We start from the raw sequence: 16444 nt of genomic DNA, 5'->3' as shown, positions 1-16444 counted from the left end.
CGTAGTACGGCTACGCCTCTTCTCGGCCGTCGCCTCCCACGAAGGCGGCGAGGCCTGCGTGTGCGACATCTCCGACGTCGGCGTCTCCCAGCCGACCGTCTCCCACCACCTGAAGAAGCTCAAGGAGGCCGGCCTGCTGACCTCCGAGCGCCGCGGCACCTGGGTCTACTACCGCGTCGAGCCGTCGGTACTGGCCGCGATGGGGCAACTGCTGGCCGTCCGGTAGCCCGCCCGGCCACGCCCGTCATCGCCGTGTCCGCGCCCTTGCGGCTGATCGCACGCGGATCATCCTGCGGCGTCGAGGAGTTCGGCGACAGCGCGGGCGGCGTCGCGAGCCGGTCGTCCGACGCCGATGAGGGTGGCGGAGGCGGGACCGGTCCAGTCGCCGTAGCCGAGGAGGTGCAGGCGTGGCTCGTCCGCGGCCCGTGTGCCCACCGTGGCGATGTGCCCGCGCCGGCCGCGCAGACCAAGGGGCGCCAGGTGCGAGAGGGCCGGGCGGAAGCCGGTGCACCAGATGACCGCGTCGGCGGGCGCCCGCGTGCCGTCGGCCCAGACGGCGCCGTCGCGGTCGAGGCGTTCGAACATGGGTGACGCCTTGAGCCGCCCGGCGTCGCGAGCCTCACGGACCGGCGGTACGGCGACGATGTCGCCGAGCGAGGCGACGCCTCCCGTGTCGGTGCGGCCGGCGTCGAGAGCCCGGCGGCGGGCGGTGGCCGCGTCGAAGAGGGCGCGGCCGTCGATGTCGTCGGCGAGGTAGCGGGGCGGGCGCTGGGTCGCCCAGGTCAGTTCGGTGTGGTGGGCGAGGTCGGCGGCGATCTGGGCGCCGGAGTTGCCGCCTCCGACGACGATCACCCGTCGGCCCGCGAAGTCCTGCGGTCTGCGGTAGGAGACGGTGTGCAGTTGACGGCCCTCGAAGTCCCCGCGGCCCGGGACGGCGGGGAGGAAGGGGCGCCACCAGGTGCCGGTCGCGCTGATCACCGCGCGTGCGTGCCAGGTGCCGGAGTCGGTCTCGACTCTCAGCAGCCGTCCGTCGTCGTGCACGCCGATGACCCGGACCGGCCGCCGCACGGGGAGGTCGTACCGCTGCTCGTAGTCGCTCAGGTAGGCCACCACGTGCCCGGCCTCGGGGTACTCCTCGCCCTGTTGCGGCGGCATGAGGCGACCTGGGAGGGAGGAGAAGGCAGCGGGGGAGAACAGGTGCAGGGAGTCCCAGGTGTGCTGCCAGGCTCCGCCGGGGGTGGCCTGGGCGTCGAGGACGACGAAGTCCACGCCCTGGCGGCGCAGGTGGTAGCCGGCGGCGAGCCCTGCCTGGCCGCCGCCGATCACCACCACGTCGGTGTGCTGTGTCATGCCGCCTGTGCCGCCGCGCGCGTGGTGCACCGGACGGTGCGGGCCGTGATCCGGCCGGGTCGTCCGAGGAGGGGTCGCCCGCGCACGACGCGGTGGGCGACGAGCGTGTGCTCGGGGCGGACGGCGGCTCCGCCGTCGTGGCAGACGCCGACGGCCGTGCCGGTCGTTCCCTGTGCGCGGCAGTCCAGGCAGTGCATCAGTAGTCCCTTCCCTCGGTGGTCAGGGCGGACGGGGTGAACCTCTTGCGCCAGGCCAGGGACACGTAGACGAGGCCGATCAGGACGGGCACCTCGATGAGCGGTCCCACGACGCCGGAGAGGGCCTGGCCGGAGGTCACGCCGAAGGTGGCGATGGCGACGGCGATCGCCAGCTCGAAGTTGTTGCCGGCGGCGGTGAAGGCGAGGGTGGCCGTGCGGTCGTAGGCGAGGCCGATCGCCTTGCCCAGCAGGAAGGTCCCGGCCCACATCACGGCGAAGTACACCAGCAGCGGCAGCGCGATGCGTACGACGTCGAGCGGCTGGGAGGTGATGGTCTTCCCCTGGAGGGCGAAGAGGATGACGATCGTGAAGAGGAGGCCGTAGAGCGCCCAGGGGCCGATCTTCGGCAGGAACTTGGACTCGTACTTCTCGCGACCCAGCTTCTTCTCGCCGATGCGGCGGGTGAGGAAGCCGGCCAGCAGGGGGACGCCGAGGAAGATGACCACGTTCAGGGCGATCTTCCACATGGAGATGTCCAGGTGCTCGCCGTCGCCCAGGCCGAGCCAGCCGGGCAGCAGGTCGAGGTAGAACCAGCCGAGCAGGCCGAACGCCAGCACCTGGAAGACGCTGTTGAGTGCGACCAGGACGGCCGCGGCCTCGCGGTCGCCGCAGGCCAGGTCGTTCCAGATGATGACCATGGCGATGCAGCGGGCCAGGCCGACGATGATCAGGCCGGTGCGGTACTCGGGCAGGTCCGGCAGGAAGATCCACGCGAGCGCGAACATCACCGCCGGGCCGACGATCCAGTTGATCACCAGGGACGAAGCCATGAGCCTGCGGTCGCCGGTGACGGCGTCGAGCTTGTCGTAGCGGACCTTGGCCAGGACCGGATACATCATGATCAGCAGGCCGAGGGCGATCGGCAGGGAGATGCCGCCGATCTCGACCTCGGCGAGGGCGTCGTTCAGGCCCGGGACGGCTCGCCCCAGGCCGAGGCCCACGGCCATGGCGATGAGGATCCATACGGCGAGGAAGCGGTCGAGCGTCGACAGCTTCGCGACGACGGAGGACTCCTCGGCGGTCGTCGCGGGTGTGTCGGTGCGGGTCACGGACAGGCCCTCTTGTTCTCGGCGGCGGTGCGGGCGGACTCGGCCAGGTCGGCGAACTGGCCGGCGAGCGAGGCGATGACGTCCGGACGGACCTTGTAGTACGTGTAGCGGCCGCACGGCTCCGTCTCGACGACCCCGGCCTCGCGCAGCACCCTCAGATGGTTGGAGAGGTTGGTCTGCCGGGCGCCCGTCTCCTCCACGAGGTGGGTGGTGCACAGCGTCTCTTCGGCGAGCAGGGTCACGATTCGCAGCCTGAGCGGGTCCGCCAGAACCCGGATCAGGTCAGTGTCGACTGACGTCATCATGTGCTGATACTGTCACATCAGTGATGACTGACACCACTGGGTGCTGACGTCATGGGCGCCTGATGCCGTCGCGAGACAAGAGAGACCTCCTGATGTCCGACAAGCCCTCCGTGCTGTTCGTCTGTGTCCACAACGCCGGCCGCTCGCAGATGGCCGCCGCGTGGCTGACCCACCTGGCCGGGGACCGCGTCGAGGTCCGTTCCGCCGGCTCGGACCCGGGCGAGAACGTCAACCCCGCCGCCGTCGAGGCGATGCGCGAGGTGGGCATCGACATCTCCGCCGAGGTGCCGAAGATGCTGACCGTGGACGCGGTCAAGGAGTCCGACGTCTGCATCACCATGGGCTGCGGCGACACCTGCCCCGTCTTCCCCGGCAAGCGGTACCTGGACTGGCGGCTGGAGGACCCGGCCGGCCAGGGCGTCGAGGCCGTCCGCCCGATCCGCGACGAGATCAAGGTGCTGGTCGAGGGCCTGATCAAGGAGCTCGTGCCCGAGCCGCGGTCATGAGCACGGCCACGGACATCCGCGAGGTCATCGCCATCGGGCGGCCCCGCGGGCCGCACCGCCGCGCTCCGCACCGCCCGCGCCGAGGCCCCCTCGGGCGGGCAGATCCCGGAGGCGTGGCCCCCGTCCCCCCGGGACTCACGCGTCACGCCCGAGTCCGTCGTCGATGCGGGTGCGCAGGGAGCGCAGCGCCTGTCTGAGCTCGGCCGGTTCGATGTCTGTGAGGTCGGCGTCGAAAGTCAGAAGCAGACCTGCCGGCCCGGGGCGGGGCTCGGCGCCGACGGCGTCGAGCCCCGAGCGCCGGGACATTCCGGAGAAGCGGACAGGGCGTCACCTCCCGCCCCGGCGCTTCGCGGCCGCCCGCATCGGCCGGTCAGCCGGCCGGGGTGATCTCCAGAGCGGGTCCCGGCAGGGCGGACCGCAGCCGGCGGTCGTGGGTGACGACGATGAGCGTGCCCTCGTAGGAGGTGAGGGCGGTCTGGAGGTCCTCCACCAGGGAGGGCGAGAGATGGTTGGTCGGTTCGTCCAGCAGGAGCAGGTCGTGCGAGCCCGTGACCAGGCGGGCGAGTTCGAGGCGGCGGCGCTGGCCGGTGGACAGGTCCCGTACGGGCCGGGGCAGGTCGGCCGCACGGAACAGGCCCAGGGCCAGCAGTTCGTCGGCGCGGTCCTCGCCGAAGGCCGCGAGCAGGGAGCGGCTCTCCTCGCCGGGAGGGGCCGGGGCCGCCACCTGGCGCAGGATTCCGACCCGCGCGGGCCGTCGCACCGTGGCACCCGGCTCCGGTGCCAGTTCGCCCGCCAGGACGCGCAGGAGCGTGGTCTTGCCCGCACCGTTGGGACCGGTCACCAGGAGCCGGCCGCTCGCGGGAACATGGAGCGAGTCCAGTACCAGGCGCCCCGGCACGCGCAGGTTTCCCACCTCCACCGCGCGGTCCGCCGATCCCCCGATGTCCGCGGAGAACCGCAACGGCTCGGGGGGTGCGGGCACCGGGTTGTCGGTGAGCCGCTGCAGCCGCTCGCGTGCGTTGCGGATGCGGCTCATGGCACCGTGGGCGCGTGAGCGGGCCCTGAACGCGCCCGCGCCGCTGAAGGCCCAGGGCCCTTTGCGCGGGATCGCTTCGAGGCGGCCGATGTGCGAGTCGGCGAGCCGGGACTGGCGGGCCACCTCGGTGCGCCACTGCTCGTACTCCCGCTCCTGCGCGGCGCGTTCGGCGGCCTTGGCGACGAGGTATCCCGGGTAGCCGTCGCCGTAGCGGCGAACCGCCCGGGTGCACGGGTCGACCTCCAGAACGGTGTCGGTGACCCGGTCGAGGAACGTCCGGTCGTGGGTGACGGCGACGAGGGTGCCCCGGTGAGCACGCAGCCGGTCCTCCAGCCAGGCCACGGCCTCGTCGTCCAGGTCGTTCGTGGGCTCGTCCAGCAGCAGCAGCTCGGGCGCCGAGGCGAGCGTCGCGGCCAGGGCGAGGCGGGAGCGCTGACCGCCGGAGAGGGTGCCGATCCGCCGCGAGCGGTCCAGACCGGCCGGCTCTCCGAGGTGGCGCAGAGCGACGTCGACCCGGCGGTCCGCGTCGTACCCGCCGCGCGCCTCGAACTCCGCCTCGAGCGCGGCGTACCGGTCGTGCACGGCCGGGTCGGCGCCTTGGAGCGCGGCGCCGGTCGTCCGTATCCGCCGTTCCAGGGTGCGCAGTTCGGCCAGGGCCAGGTCGATGGCGTCGCCGACGCGCGCCGTCTCCGGCAGGTCGAGTGTCTGCGCCAGGTGCCCTGTGCCACCCGGCGCCACGACGCGGACCTCGCCGTTGTCGGGCCGCACCGTGCCGGCGAGGAGCCGTAGCAGTGTGGACTTGCCGGAGCCGTTGTCGCCGATGACCCCCGCCTTCTCCCCGGGCCGGACCGTGAAGGACACCCGGTCCAGGACGAGGTGGTGGCCGTAGCGCTTGCTGACGTCGGTGACGGTGAGCTGGGAGACGGTGGTGCGGGCGGCGGACGGTGCTGCGGGCGTACGGATCAAGTGGGGTCTTCTTTCGTCCGGGAACGGAGATACGAGGAACGGGAGCGAAGCGATACGAGACGTCGCGTCTCGCTTTCCTGGAAGATAGCCCACGCGGCACGGTCACGCAAGACGTTACGTCTCGTCAGCTGGCGGCGCCGACGTCGGCGGCAGGACGGCGGGCGAAGCGGGCGGGACCGGGCCACCGGCCCGCTCCCGCCGCCGCGCCGCTCCGGCCGCCGCGCCGAGTCGTCCGCGCGCCGGGGTGTCCGCCGCCGGGTTGTCCGCGCGCCGGGTTGTCCGCGAACTCCGCCGGGATCGTCCGTGATCGGTAACAGACGCATCCCCCGGCCGCCGTTCTCCGTCCTGTCAGGTGGTCTCGAAGCGACCGAGGGTTCGACGGGCAACGGCGGGAAAGCGGGGCGGACATGGCACGGCACGGTGGCGGGCGGGGCTGGTACGGCAAGGTGGTCGGGGCGGCGCTCGGCGTGACGGTGCTCGCCGTCGGCGCCTCGGTGTGGACCGCGCAGGCCGGCTCCGTGGGCGGCCCTTCGCCGGCGGCGACCGCGTCGGCCACGCCGGGCAGTGGCGTAGAGCCGGTCGACGTCACCATCGTGCACGCCTCGGACAAGGGGCCGCGCGGCGTCAACATCACCATCGACGACGGCCCCGACCCCGTGTGGACCCCTCAGGTGCTCGACGTGCTGCGCGAGTTCGGAGTGAAGGCCACGTTCTGCGTGACGGGGACGCAGGCGCAGGCCCACCCGGACCTCGTGAAGGAACTGGTCGCGGCCGGACACCGGCTGTGCGACCACGCGGTGTCGCACGACACCGCCATGGACAAGAAGTCCGAGGCCTACCAGTCGAAGGAGATCCTCGACGCCGAGCGCATGATCACCGAGGCGTCGGGAGGCGTACGGCCCGTGTACTACCGGGCACCCGGCGGCGCCTTCACCCCCTACAGCCGCGAGCTCGCCGCCTCCCGGGGCATGCGCCCGCTGGGCTGGAACGTGGACACCAAGGACTTCGAGCGGCCGGGCGCGGACGCCATCGTCGCCACCGTCGAGCGGGAGCTCCCCAACGGGCCGACGCTCCTCTTCCACGACGCCGGAGGCGACCGCTCCCAGACCGTCGAAGCCCTGCGCCGCGTCCTGCCCTGGCTCAAGGAGCAGGGCTACTCCTTCGGCTTCCCGGTGCGCTGAGGCCGCGGTCCCTCCGCGAGCGCCACGTCGCGGAGGGACCGGCGTTCACCGGGGGCCGTCAGGGCCGCTCGATGGTGATGAAGGGGTCCCACTGGAAGTAGCCCATCAGATTGCGGTGACGGTCCAGGATCTGGAAGTAGAAGTGGTACACGACCTTGCCGGTCCTCTTGACCGTCGTCCGCCAGTAGTGGTCCTCGTACTCCTGGACCGTGAACGCCGGCGTGCCCTCGGTCCCCTCCTGCGGCATCGGGTAGACGCCCTGGACCACCTCGATCTCCGGCGTCCTGATGAGCACGTGCTGGCTGTCGTTGCTCACGTACCGGTACAGGAGTGCCTTGTAGTCACTGCCGAGCGACAGCGTCGTCTCCCGCCACTTGACGCTGTCCCCGGGCTCGGCCCGGAGGTTCAGCTCGGCGCCCGACGTGCCGATGATGTGGTCCTGACGCGTGGTCATGTAGATCAGGCTCTCGTCGGCGTAGGTCGGCGCGTCGGGGTTCTTCGACGCGTTGGGGTTCCGTTCGACGATCGTCGCCGCGTCGAACGCGATCATCACGTTGAGTTCGGCCATGTCCTGCCCCCTTCGGATACGGGTCGTGCTCTCTGCTCCCTGACGGTCCGGGCGGCCCGTCAGACGGTCGTGCCGGGCTTCGGCACCTTGTACGCCATCGCCCGCGGGTAGTCGTGCCGGCGCAGGCGGACGCGGACCAGCAGCGGTCCGGCGTTGACCGGGTCGGCGGGGTCGGTGAGGCGGGCCAGCAGGGCGTCCAGCTCCGCGGTGTCCGCGACGGCGACCCCGTTCGCCGGGGTGTCCCGTCCGGCGAACACGGCGGCGAGGCGGTCGTAGTGCCAGGGGTGGAGCACGTTGTAGAAGTCCGGGTCGGGCCGGGCGGACCGGTCGGCCTGGCCGGACCGCTCGGCCTGGCCGTTCCCGGCGTAGTAGGACGGGTGGACCAGCATCTGCTCGATGCCGTAGAAGTGCCCGTTGTCCATGACGAACACCACCGAGCGCAGCCCGAGCCGGGTGTGGGTGGAGATCTCCTGACAGGTCTCCTGGAAGGCGCCGTCGCCGACGAACACCATCGGGCGGGCGGGCGTGCGCTCGGGGGCCAGCGCGGCGCCGGTGGCCGCGCCGACCGACCAGCCGATGGACAGCCAGCTGACCTGGGACAGGAACCCGCCCGCGGGCAGCGACAGGTTCATCGAGCCGATGAGGGAGAAGGCGGCGTCGGAGACGACCGTCCAGTCGTCCCGGGTCTCGCGGGCCAGGAAGTGGTTGATCCGGTCGAACACGCCGTCGTAGGTGAGGTGCCCGGGGTGTCCCCGGCGCCGGGAGCGCGAGCCGCTGAGGTGGAGGGAGGCCCGGTGGTGTTCCAGGGCGGCGGGGCGGTCCTCGGGCGCTCCGTGGTGGGCGTGGGCCTCGGCGTAGTAGTCGGCGGCAAGGCCGTCGGAGCCGTACGCCTTCACCAGGGCGTCCTGGAGGGCGGGCAGCAGCTGTTCGAGCTGGACGTCGGGGAAGTAGGAGGTGCCGACGCTGACGCCGCCGTTCGCGGCCATCACCCAGTCGTCGCCGACGCACTGCTCGCCGCCGAGGTTCTTCGAGGTGGACCAGGCGCCGAGCCCGATGCGGCAGGTGGCCCAGTCCTTGAAGACCCAGTGCACGTCCGGATGGCTGGCGTGGCCGTTGTACACGCCGTGGAACTGCGGCAGGTCCTCGTCGACGACGGCCTTGGCGCCGACGGTGGTGCAGAACGGCACCCCGGTGGCCTCGACCAGGTCGGTGAGCCGCGCGCCCAGGCGGAACCGGTCGATCTCCTCGCCGGCCCACACGACCGGGCGGGGCCTGCCGTCCGGGCCGGGATGCTCCTCGATCAGGGTGAGGATCGCCGCGACGGCGCTGTCGAGCATGGTCTGGCCGCGTGCGCCGAGCGGCCGCTCGCGGCGGCTGATCGGCTCCTGGGGCTCGGCGCAGGGCTCGTCCCACAGGTCCTCCATGACCTCCAGGTAGACCGGCCGGCGCTCGGTCAGGCAGGCGGTGAGCGCGGTGTCGATCTGGCCGGGGGCGAGGCCCGGGTTGGAGATGACCTGCGCGTCCACGGTGACCTGCCGGTAGACCTCCAGGTTGCTCTCCGTGCGGGGGCTCATGTGGGAGGTGAGCAGGCCGAGGGCGCGCTGGTTCTGCCACTGCTCGTAGGGCGGGGAGGCGTTGACGGCGACGAGCGGGACCCGTTCGACGTAGGCGCCGCCGCAGGCGTTGAGGAGGTTGAACGCGCCCACGCTGTAGGTGACCGCGGCCGCGCCGACGCCGTGGATGCGGGCGTAGGCGTCGGCGGCCTGGCCCGCGCCGCCCTCGGTGGGGGTGCCGACCCACTCGATGTCGCCCTCGGCGTGCAGCGCGGTCAGGAACGGGCCGAGGTGGTTGCCGGGGACGCCGAACAGGTGGGTGATGCCCAGCTCGGCCAGGCGCCGGGCGAGGTAGCGGGCGACCGTGCACCCGGGGTTGATCGCGATCACGACGAGTTCTCCTCCCTGTCCGGTCCCGGGACGGTGACCGGCGGGGCGTGGTGGACGGCGACGGCGGCCCGGACGGCGCTCTCCAGGGCGCCCTCGATCCAGGCGTGTTTGAGGGAGGTGTGCTCCCCGGCGAAGTGCACGGGGCCCTCGGGCCGGGAGACGTCCAGGTGGAAGCTGGTCATCTGGTGCGCGGTGTAGATGGCGGCCTCACCGAAGGCGTACGGGTCGCGGGCCCAGCTCTTGGTGGCGCCCCGGCCGCTGAAGAACACCTCGATGCGGCGGCCGTGCAGGGCCTGGAGGTTGCGCAGGGCGTAGACGTAGCGCTCGGCGGGGCGCATGGAGTCCCAGCGGGCGGCGTCGTCGGACCAGCAGTACGAGGCGAGCACGACGCCGCCGGTGCTGCCCTCGACCCGGTGCGAGGGGTAGTACGTGAACCGGTTGGGGTTGTCGGTGGCGGAGCCTCCGCCGAAGCTGTGGGTGGCGGGGCGGACGGCGGGGCCGCGCAGCGGCATGGTGCCGTCGATCCGCCGCATCTCCTCGGTGACGCCGCTGTCCTTGACCGCGGCACCGAGCAGGCCGGCCTCCGGGTCGGGGAGGGTGACGCGGGTCCGGGCGCCCTGGTCGGCGCCGAGCCGGTAGTACTCGTACAGGCCCGGCGCGATGCCCTCCAGCTCGTCGCGCCAGTCGTCCTCGGTGAACTCCCACCACCGGTGGCTGAACTCCAGCAGCACCTTGGTGGCCTGGTCGTAGTGGGTCTCGATGACCGCGCGGCGCTTCTTGTACGACATCGAGGGGACGATCTCCACGAAGCGCAGGGCGGAGAACGGGACGGTGACGATCGCCAGGTCCGCGGTCCACAGGCGCGGCGGGGCCTGGGGGTCGTTCTCGGCGACGGTCTGCACGGCCACGCCCCAGCCGTCGGGGCCGACGGCTCCGGTGCCCTCGGGGTCGGTGTCCCGGCTGGGGTCGTGGTACTCGAGGCGGATCATGCGGTGGCCGAGCCGCACCTCGTCGCGCAGGCCCTGGTGGAGGGCGTGCGGCAGGCGCCAGCTGCCTCCCGGTATCTCCCAGTAGCGGACGGTGGGGTTGATGTCGCTGCGGCTCAGGAAGCTGTGGAAGAAGGAGAGGTGCAGCCGTGAGGACATGTTCTCCAGCGTTCCGACGGCCTCGATCGCCTCGTCGCTGAGCCCGGCGTGGTCGCGCAGGAATCCGCCCATCGAGTAGCCGTCGAAGTCGCGGATCACCCGGGCCCAGCCCTCGACCCATTCGTCGAACGGTTTGTTGACGCGCTTTCCGTCGACGACGTCGGAGTAGTAGTCGCGCACGCTCTCCAGTGCGTCGTCGACCATCTTCACGACGGGGGCGCGGACCTCGTCGTCGGTGAGGTGGAAGCCCTCGTTGATCCGTTCGGGACCGGCGGCGTAGTCGGCCCGCCGCACCTGGACGCGGTTGGCGCGGATCCAGGAGTTGCCGCGCTTGTCGGGTTCGCGGAAGTCGGGGCTGTCGTCGCCGTAGGTCCACGTCCGTCCGGTGAAGGAGGTGTACGTCACCGGCGGGACGGGGACGTCGGGGCCGCTGCCGGTGGAGGGGTCCACGTCCACGTTGTAGAACTGGCGGCGGCCGAGGCCGAGCTTGTCGACGAGGGCGAGGACGAGCGGGTGGAAGTCGGGCAGCCGCATGGCACCGGCCTCGGCGTACTGGGCCGGGTCGGCGAAGGGCTGGTGGTGCTTGGTGGCGCGGAAGGTCTTGATGCGTCCGCCGACCCGGTCGGTGTTGGCCTCGAGGATCGTGACGTCGTGGCCGGCGTCCTTGAGCAGACGGCCCGCGACGAGGCCGGTTATGCCGGCGCCGACGACGAGGATCTTCTTGCGCGGGTGGCGGGTGGTGCCGAGACGGCCCGTGTCGATCAGGGTGTGGAGGTAGTCGAGCTTGAGGTCCCTGCCGTCCGGGCCGACGAGCAGGAGTTCGCGGGCAAGTCGGAGACAGGTCTGCCAGCGTGCACGGGTGGCGGAGTTTTCCCGTGAATGGTCGGTCATAGCTTGCGATCGTAGAGATGGAGAAACGGTTTCCCGGATCGTTTCGCGGACAAAGTCCAAAAAGCGGCGATCGCGCTGCTCGACGGGAATTCGACTTGCCCGTATTACTCACGACGGACCGGTGGTCCACCAGGGGCGGATGGGGAAAGGGAAACGCAGCCGAATCGATAATTCGCTCACGGAAGGCGGAATTCCCGCTGCTCCCACGGTGGGCGGCCCCACCGGCCGACGGGGGCGGGAAGGGGTCCGGGACGGTGATTTTCCGCCCAGTCGTCGCCGCGGCCCTGCGCGGTGTCGCCCCGGCCCTGCGCGGTGTCGCCCCGGCCCGGGCGGCGCCCGGCCGTACCGGCGCGGTGACCACGGGCACCGGCCCGGGCGACCGCGGGAACCGGCTCACCGGCTCACCGGCTCCCGGGGCCCGTTCCGTGGCGTCGTCGGCCCCGAGAGCCCTGCACGCGCGATCAGCCGGCGACCGCCAGCGGGGCGGTGGGTTCCCAGACGAACCCGTCCGGGTCGCTGAACGGGCGGTCGGCACCGGAGAGCACGAGCCGGTGGGAACCGGTGCCGTCGGCGGGGGCGCCCGCGACCTTGGCGAGGCCGCGGCGCTTGTACAGGGACAGCTTGACGGTGCCCGGCCCGGCGGCGAACTCGACGTACTTGCCGCCGAAGCTCTTGCCCACGGTGAGGCCCTGCCCGACGTAGAACCGCTTGCTGGCCTTCACGTCCTCGACGCCCAGCAGGAGCACGATCTCGTCGACGTCCCGGGTGACCGGGCCGGTGTCCTTCTTCGCCGACGTCGCGATCTGCCAGACCGTGCCGTCCGGGGCCTGGACGACGCCGCCGTAGCCCCACAGCGACCTCGCGGCGGGCTTGAGGGCGGTGGCGCCGGCGTCGAGGGCGGCGCCGACGAGGGCGTCGACGTTGCCCGGCTGGGACACCACGAGCGACAGGGTGAAGCCGCGGAAGCCGGTGGTGGGGGCCTGGGAGGCGCGCAGGCGGACCCGCGACGGGTCCAGGGCGAAGGCGGCGGAGTAGAAGCGGGCGGCCGCCTCGATGTCGGCCACCTCCAGGGTGACGGAGTCGATGGAGTTCATGCCGTCGACGGTATGGGCGGGCGGCTCGCCCGCGCTTCTCGAAAACTGACCGGGCCGCACGGACCCGGCGCACGCGATCTTCGCCGGTTGTTCATTCGGCGGTCCGGCGCCCCCTCGTCCACGGCTGAAACGATTCGGCGTCGCAGTGGTCCGTTACGGAGGAACGATGTCCCCGAAGAGCAGGAGAGCCTGCGCCGCGTTCGCGGCCCTGGCCGTGACCGCCGGCACCCTCGCGGGCGCGGGCGCGGCCCACGCGGAACAGCGCGAGCGCGGCCACCACCGCCCGCAGCGGCCCGTGGCCTTCGAGCGCACCGCCACCTACCCGGTCTTCCGGAACCGGCCGGCCGGCGAGGACCCGGCCGCCGCGACCGTCGCGGAGATCTCGGCCGTCAGCGAGGACGGGCGGACCCTCGTCCACACCGACGCGGCGGCCCGGCGGATCGGTTTCCTCGACATCGGCGACCCCGACCGCCCGCGCGGCCTCGGCACCCTGTCGCTGGCCCGGCTCGGCGACGCCGAGGACGAGCCGACCTCGGTGTCCGTGGTCGGCCAGTACGTCCTGGTCGTGGTGAACACCAGCGCGAGCCACACCGCCCCCTCCGGCCGGCTCGACGTCATCTCGCTGCGCGACCGCGAGCGGGTGGCGAGCTTCGACCTCGGCGGGCAGCCCGACTCGATCACGATCAGCAAGGACCAGCGGTACGCGGCGATCGCGATCGAGAACGAACGCGACGAGGAGGCGGCCCCGCCCGGCGGCGAGGAGGGCGATCTCCCCCAGGCGCCGGCCGGCTTCGTGCAGATCGTCGACCTGAAGAAGGGCTCGTCACCCGCGCACTGGCGGACCCGGGCCGTGCCCCTGACGCGGGCCGACGGTTCGGCGCTGCCCGTGCTGGCCGCCGCCGGGATCGCCGCGCCGACCGACCCGGAGCCGGAGTACGTCTCCGTCAACGGCCGCGGCCAACTCGCCGTGACGCTGCAGGAGAACAACGGCGTCGTCCTCGTCGACCTGCCGACCGGCCGGATCACCAAGGCGTTCAGCGCCGGCACGGCGACGGTGGACGGCATCGACACGGTCGAGGACGGCACCATCGACCTGACCGGGTCGATCACCGGCGTGCCGCGGGAGCCCGACGCACTGGGCTGGATCGACGACCGCTACCTGGCGACCGCCAACGAGGGCGACTGGCGCGGCGGCACCCGGGGCTGGTCCGTCTTCGACAGCCGGACCGGGAAGGTGGTCTGGGACGCGGGCAACGGCTTCGAGCGGCTCGCCGTACGGTACGGGCTGTACGACGAGGGCCGGTCCGAGAACAAGGGCAGCGAGCCGGAGGGCCTGGCGATCGCCGAGTACGACGGCGTGCGCTACGCCTTCGTCGGCTCGGAGCGCGGCAACTTCGTCGCCGTCTACGACATCAGCCGGCCGGCCCGTCCGGTCTTCCGCCAGCTGCTGCCCACCACCAACGGCCCCGAGGGCCTGCTGCCGATCCCCTCGCGCGGCCTGCTCGCGGTCTCCAGCGAGGAGGACGACGCCGAGGCGGGCGTACGGGCCACCGTGAGCCTCTTCCGGCTGGGCAGGAGCACGCCCGGCACCCCGGCCGTCCCGGGCGTCGTCTCGGCCGCCGACGCCACCGGCGCGCCGATCGGCTGGGGTGCTCTCGGCGCGCTGTCCGCCGTACCCGGCAGACCGCACCAGCTGTACTCCGTCACCGACGCGGCGTACTCCACCACCAGGATCCTGACCCTCGACACGGCGCGCGCGGGCCGGCCGGCGGTCGTCACCCGGGCGCTGACCGTCAAGGACGCCGCGGGGCGGCCGGCCGGCTACGACGCCGAGGGCATCTCCGCCCGGCCGCGGGGCGGGTACTGGCTCGCCGTCGAGGGCGGGACGGGTGCGGGCAACCGGCTGGTCCGGCTGGACCGCGACGGGGTGACCCGGCAGGTCGTCCCCCTGCCGGCGGACGTCGCCGCGGGCCTCGGCAAGCAGGGGCTCGAAGGGGTCGCCGCCACCACGGACCGGCGCGGCCGCGAGGTGGTCTGGGCCGCGCTCCAGCGCGAGGTCGAAGGCGACCCGGCGGGGGTCGTGCGGCTCGGCCGGTACGACGTCGGGGCCGGTACGTGGAGCTGGTACGGCTACCGGATCGGCTCCACGACCACGCCGGGCGACTGGATCGGCCTCTCCGAGATCACCGTGGTCGGGGACCGGCTGGCGGTCGTCGAACGCGACAAGCTGAACGGCCCGGCCGCCAGGGTCAAGCAGATCCACACGGTCGACATGCCGCGGTCGGCGGCACCGTCGGGGTCCCTGCCGGTACTGCCGAAGCGGCTCGCGTACGACGTCCTGCCCGCCCTGCGGGCCACGAACGGCTGGACCCAGGAGAAGCTCGAAGGGCTGGCCGTGGCCGGCGACGGCCGGGTGCACGCCGTGACCGACAACGACGGTCTGGACGACGCCACCGGGGAGACCGTCTTCCTCGATCTCGGCTCCAGCAGGAGCGTCTTCGGCCGGCGAGGCTGACGGCCGGGCCGACGGCGGGCATGCGGGCGGTCACCGGCGGGCATGCGGGCGGTCACCGGCGAACGGCCGGCGACCGCCCGCCCCGAACCGCCGAACCGGGGAGCGAAGAACCGGTGCTGAGCGGGTCAAGCCGGTTCGAGCTGCGGCTCCGTCTTCCGCGCCGGTGCCGCGGCCTTCGGGTTCCACAGTCTGGCGGTCCGCACATAGCCGTAGACGACCGAGGCCATCGCCAGAACGAGAAGCGGTCCGAACACCCAGGGACGCGCGGCCATTTCCATCGGAAGACAGCGGGCCGACGCCAGGAGCGCGGCGAAGACCACCGTTCCGTAAGTGACCAGCTGTATTCCCGCCCGGTCCCAGCCGTGGTCGAACGAGCGCAGTGCCGCCTCGATCGTGACCGCGAACACCACGCCTGCCAGAATGTCTATGCCGTAGTGGTAGCCGAATCCCAGCGTCGCGCCGAGAGTGGCGATAAGCCAAAACGTTCCTGCAAAACGCAGAACGCGTGGGGCCCTGCGGGAATGGATGAAGATGGCGGTCGCCCACGCCGTGTGCAGGCTGGGCATGCAGTTGCGGGGTGTGACGCCGTCGTACGTCCACGGGTGCGGGGTGCTGACCGGCGGGGGCGTGTGCGGCCACAGGTTGGCCATCGCCCACTGCTCGCCGCCGGTGCCGAACGCGCCGGTGCCGTAGGTGAAGACCGGCCCGACCACCGGATAGATCATGTACACGGCCGGTCCGAGGAGACCTATCACCAGGAACGTACGGACCAGATGGTGGCGCGGGAAACGGCGCTCGGCCGCCACGTTGCGCAGCTGGTACAGCGCGACGACGACCGCTGCCACCGCGAGTTGGGCGTAGATCCAGTCGAGGACGTGCTCGCCGACCGGGCCCGTGGCGGCGACCAGCCGGCCCGCCAGCCACGACGGACTGCCCAGCGCGTGATCGGCGATCGCCACGTAGGGGTCGAGTACCGCCGGGCGGGTCTTCGACGTGACCAGCAGCCAGGTGTCGCCCGTCTTGCGGCCGGCCACCAGCAGCAGGCCGAGCCCGACCCCCTTCAGCATCAGGACCCGTTCCCGGCCGGTGCGGCGGGTGACGGCGACGACCGCACAGCCCAGAATCACCCACAACGCGCCGTTGCCGAAGGAGTGTCCGTCACTCACCCGGGCGTCGAACGCCCACCGCACCAGCAGGAAGGCGACGTCGATGCCGATCGCGGCACCGGCCGCGACGAACCGCTCCCGCCAGGTGAGCACCACCATCATCAACGCCATGCTCGCGTACAGCAGCGGCCCCGACGCGGGGGCGAACACCACCTCTTTCGCCTGGTTGGTCAACGGCCCTGGCAGGCCGTAGCGGCGCGCGGCGATCTCCAGCGCGATGCTGAATCCGAGGGCCGCCACACCCGCCACGACCCAGAGTCTCGTACGTGGTCGACCCCATGCGGAGAAGGTGTTTCTCCACTTTATTCGCGAAAATACCTGTGATGGCATTTGTCTCAATCTTCATGGTTCCGGAAGAGCAGTCCGTCGGCAGAGGAGACGGGAGGATCACATTGCGGGTTCCGGTCCTGAATTGTCGAGACCGACGCCGACGCCCCGGGGGCCGGGGGAGAAAAGAGCGGCGGGCCGCCGC

At 72.2% G+C, this 16444-nt stretch carries 14 protein-coding genes and 1 pseudogene; 4 read left to right on the top strand and 11 right to left on the bottom strand.

What is annotated here, in order from left to right:
* Positions 1 to 4: 4 nt before the first annotated feature.
* Positions 5 to 226 (top strand): annotated as a pseudogene (locus tag ACZ7G3_RS20795) (ArsR/SmtB family transcription factor); the annotation flags it as partial.
* Positions 227 to 285: 59 nt separating this feature from the next.
* Here ACZ7G3_RS20795 and ACZ7G3_RS20790 read toward each other — a convergent pair.
* From ACZ7G3_RS20790 to ACZ7G3_RS20775, 4 genes are read right to left on the bottom strand one after another with little or no spacing between them, the layout of a single operon-like run.
* On the bottom strand, positions 286 to 1350 hold the full coding sequence (locus ACZ7G3_RS20790; protein WP_470927372.1) for an ArsO family NAD(P)H-dependent flavin-containing monooxygenase: 1065 nt from the start codon (positions 1348 to 1350) through the stop codon (positions 286 to 288).
* Positions 1347 to 1547: a hypothetical protein gene (locus ACZ7G3_RS20785; protein ID WP_470927371.1), complete on the bottom strand. Its 201-nt coding sequence runs from the start codon at positions 1545 to 1547 to the stop codon at positions 1347 to 1349. The genes ACZ7G3_RS20790 and ACZ7G3_RS20785 overlap by 4 nt, the downstream gene beginning before the upstream one ends.
* A complete protein-coding gene (arsB, locus tag ACZ7G3_RS20780) occupies positions 1547 to 2656 on the bottom strand; it encodes an ACR3 family arsenite efflux transporter (protein WP_470927369.1) in 1110 nt (369 codons plus the stop codon). Before arsB ends, ACZ7G3_RS20785 begins: the two co-directional genes overlap by 1 nt.
* The gene (locus ACZ7G3_RS20775) at positions 2653 to 2961 is read right to left on the bottom strand and encodes an ArsR/SmtB family transcription factor (RefSeq protein WP_470927367.1); all 309 of its coding nucleotides are present in this window, start codon (positions 2959 to 2961) and stop codon (positions 2653 to 2655) included. Before ACZ7G3_RS20775 ends, arsB begins: the two co-directional genes overlap by 4 nt.
* Positions 2962 to 3053: 92 nt before the next feature.
* Here ACZ7G3_RS20775 and ACZ7G3_RS20770 point away from each other — a divergent pair, with 92 nt between their 5' ends.
* Positions 3054 to 3467 carry an arsenate reductase ArsC gene (locus ACZ7G3_RS20770; RefSeq protein WP_470927365.1) on the top strand — a complete coding sequence of 138 codons (414 nt, stop codon included), beginning with the start codon at positions 3054 to 3056 and terminating at the stop codon, positions 3465 to 3467.
* A gap of 135 nt (positions 3468 to 3602) precedes the next feature.
* On the opposite strand, the gene ACZ7G3_RS20765 is transcribed toward ACZ7G3_RS20770, so the two are convergent.
* Positions 3603 to 3773, bottom strand: coding sequence for a hypothetical protein (locus tag ACZ7G3_RS20765; RefSeq protein ID WP_470927363.1), 171 nt, complete (start codon positions 3771 to 3773; stop codon positions 3603 to 3605).
* A gap of 64 nt (positions 3774 to 3837) precedes the next feature.
* Entirely contained in the window at positions 3838 to 5469 is a 1632-nt protein-coding gene (abc-f, locus tag ACZ7G3_RS20760) for a ribosomal protection-like ABC-F family protein (protein ID WP_470927362.1), read from the bottom strand.
* Positions 5470 to 5876: 407 nt separating this feature from the next.
* Between abc-f and ACZ7G3_RS20755 the strand changes: the two genes are divergently transcribed.
* Positions 5877 to 6650 carry a polysaccharide deacetylase family protein gene (locus tag ACZ7G3_RS20755; RefSeq protein WP_426599263.1) on the top strand — a complete coding sequence of 258 codons (774 nt, stop codon included), beginning with the start codon at positions 5877 to 5879 and terminating at the stop codon, positions 6648 to 6650.
* Positions 6651 to 6708: 58 nt separating this feature from the next.
* Here ACZ7G3_RS20755 and ACZ7G3_RS20750 read toward each other — a convergent pair whose 3' ends face one another.
* The 4 genes from ACZ7G3_RS20750 to ACZ7G3_RS20735 all read right to left on the bottom strand — a co-directional run bounded on the left by ACZ7G3_RS20750 (position 6709) and on the right by ACZ7G3_RS20735 (position 12291).
* On the bottom strand, positions 6709 to 7218 hold the full coding sequence (locus ACZ7G3_RS20750) for an inclusion body family protein (protein ID WP_470927360.1): 510 nt from the start codon (positions 7216 to 7218) through the stop codon (positions 6709 to 6711).
* A gap of 59 nt (positions 7219 to 7277) precedes the next feature.
* Positions 7278 to 9161, bottom strand: a complete 1884-nt coding sequence (locus ACZ7G3_RS20745) for a thiamine pyrophosphate-binding protein (protein ID WP_470927358.1) — start codon at positions 9159 to 9161, stop codon at positions 7278 to 7280.
* Positions 9158 to 11197 (bottom strand): flavin monoamine oxidase family protein, encoded by a 2040-nt coding sequence (locus ACZ7G3_RS20740; RefSeq protein ID WP_470927356.1) that lies wholly within the window; start codon positions 11195 to 11197, stop codon positions 9158 to 9160. Before ACZ7G3_RS20740 ends, ACZ7G3_RS20745 begins: the two co-directional genes overlap by 4 nt.
* Before the next feature lie 461 nt (positions 11198 to 11658).
* On the bottom strand, positions 11659 to 12291 hold the full coding sequence (locus ACZ7G3_RS20735; protein WP_470927355.1) for a glyoxalase: 633 nt from the start codon (positions 12289 to 12291) through the stop codon (positions 11659 to 11661).
* Positions 12292 to 12457: 166 nt separating this feature from the next.
* Between ACZ7G3_RS20735 and ACZ7G3_RS20730 the strand changes: the two genes are divergently transcribed.
* Entirely contained in the window at positions 12458 to 14806 is a 2349-nt protein-coding gene (locus ACZ7G3_RS20730; RefSeq protein ID WP_470927353.1) for an esterase-like activity of phytase family protein, read from the top strand.
* A gap of 125 nt (positions 14807 to 14931) precedes the next feature.
* Here the strand turns inward: ACZ7G3_RS20730 and ACZ7G3_RS20725 are convergent, their stop codons facing one another.
* Positions 14932 to 16221: a phosphatase PAP2 family protein gene (locus tag ACZ7G3_RS20725; RefSeq protein ID WP_470927351.1), complete on the bottom strand. Its 1290-nt coding sequence runs from the start codon at positions 16219 to 16221 to the stop codon at positions 14932 to 14934.
* Between the last annotated feature and the right edge of the window lie 223 nt (positions 16222 to 16444).

The organism is Streptomyces sp. NPDC037271 (genome assembly GCF_055603605.1).
This window is presented reverse-complemented; position numbering and strand designations above follow the sequence as displayed.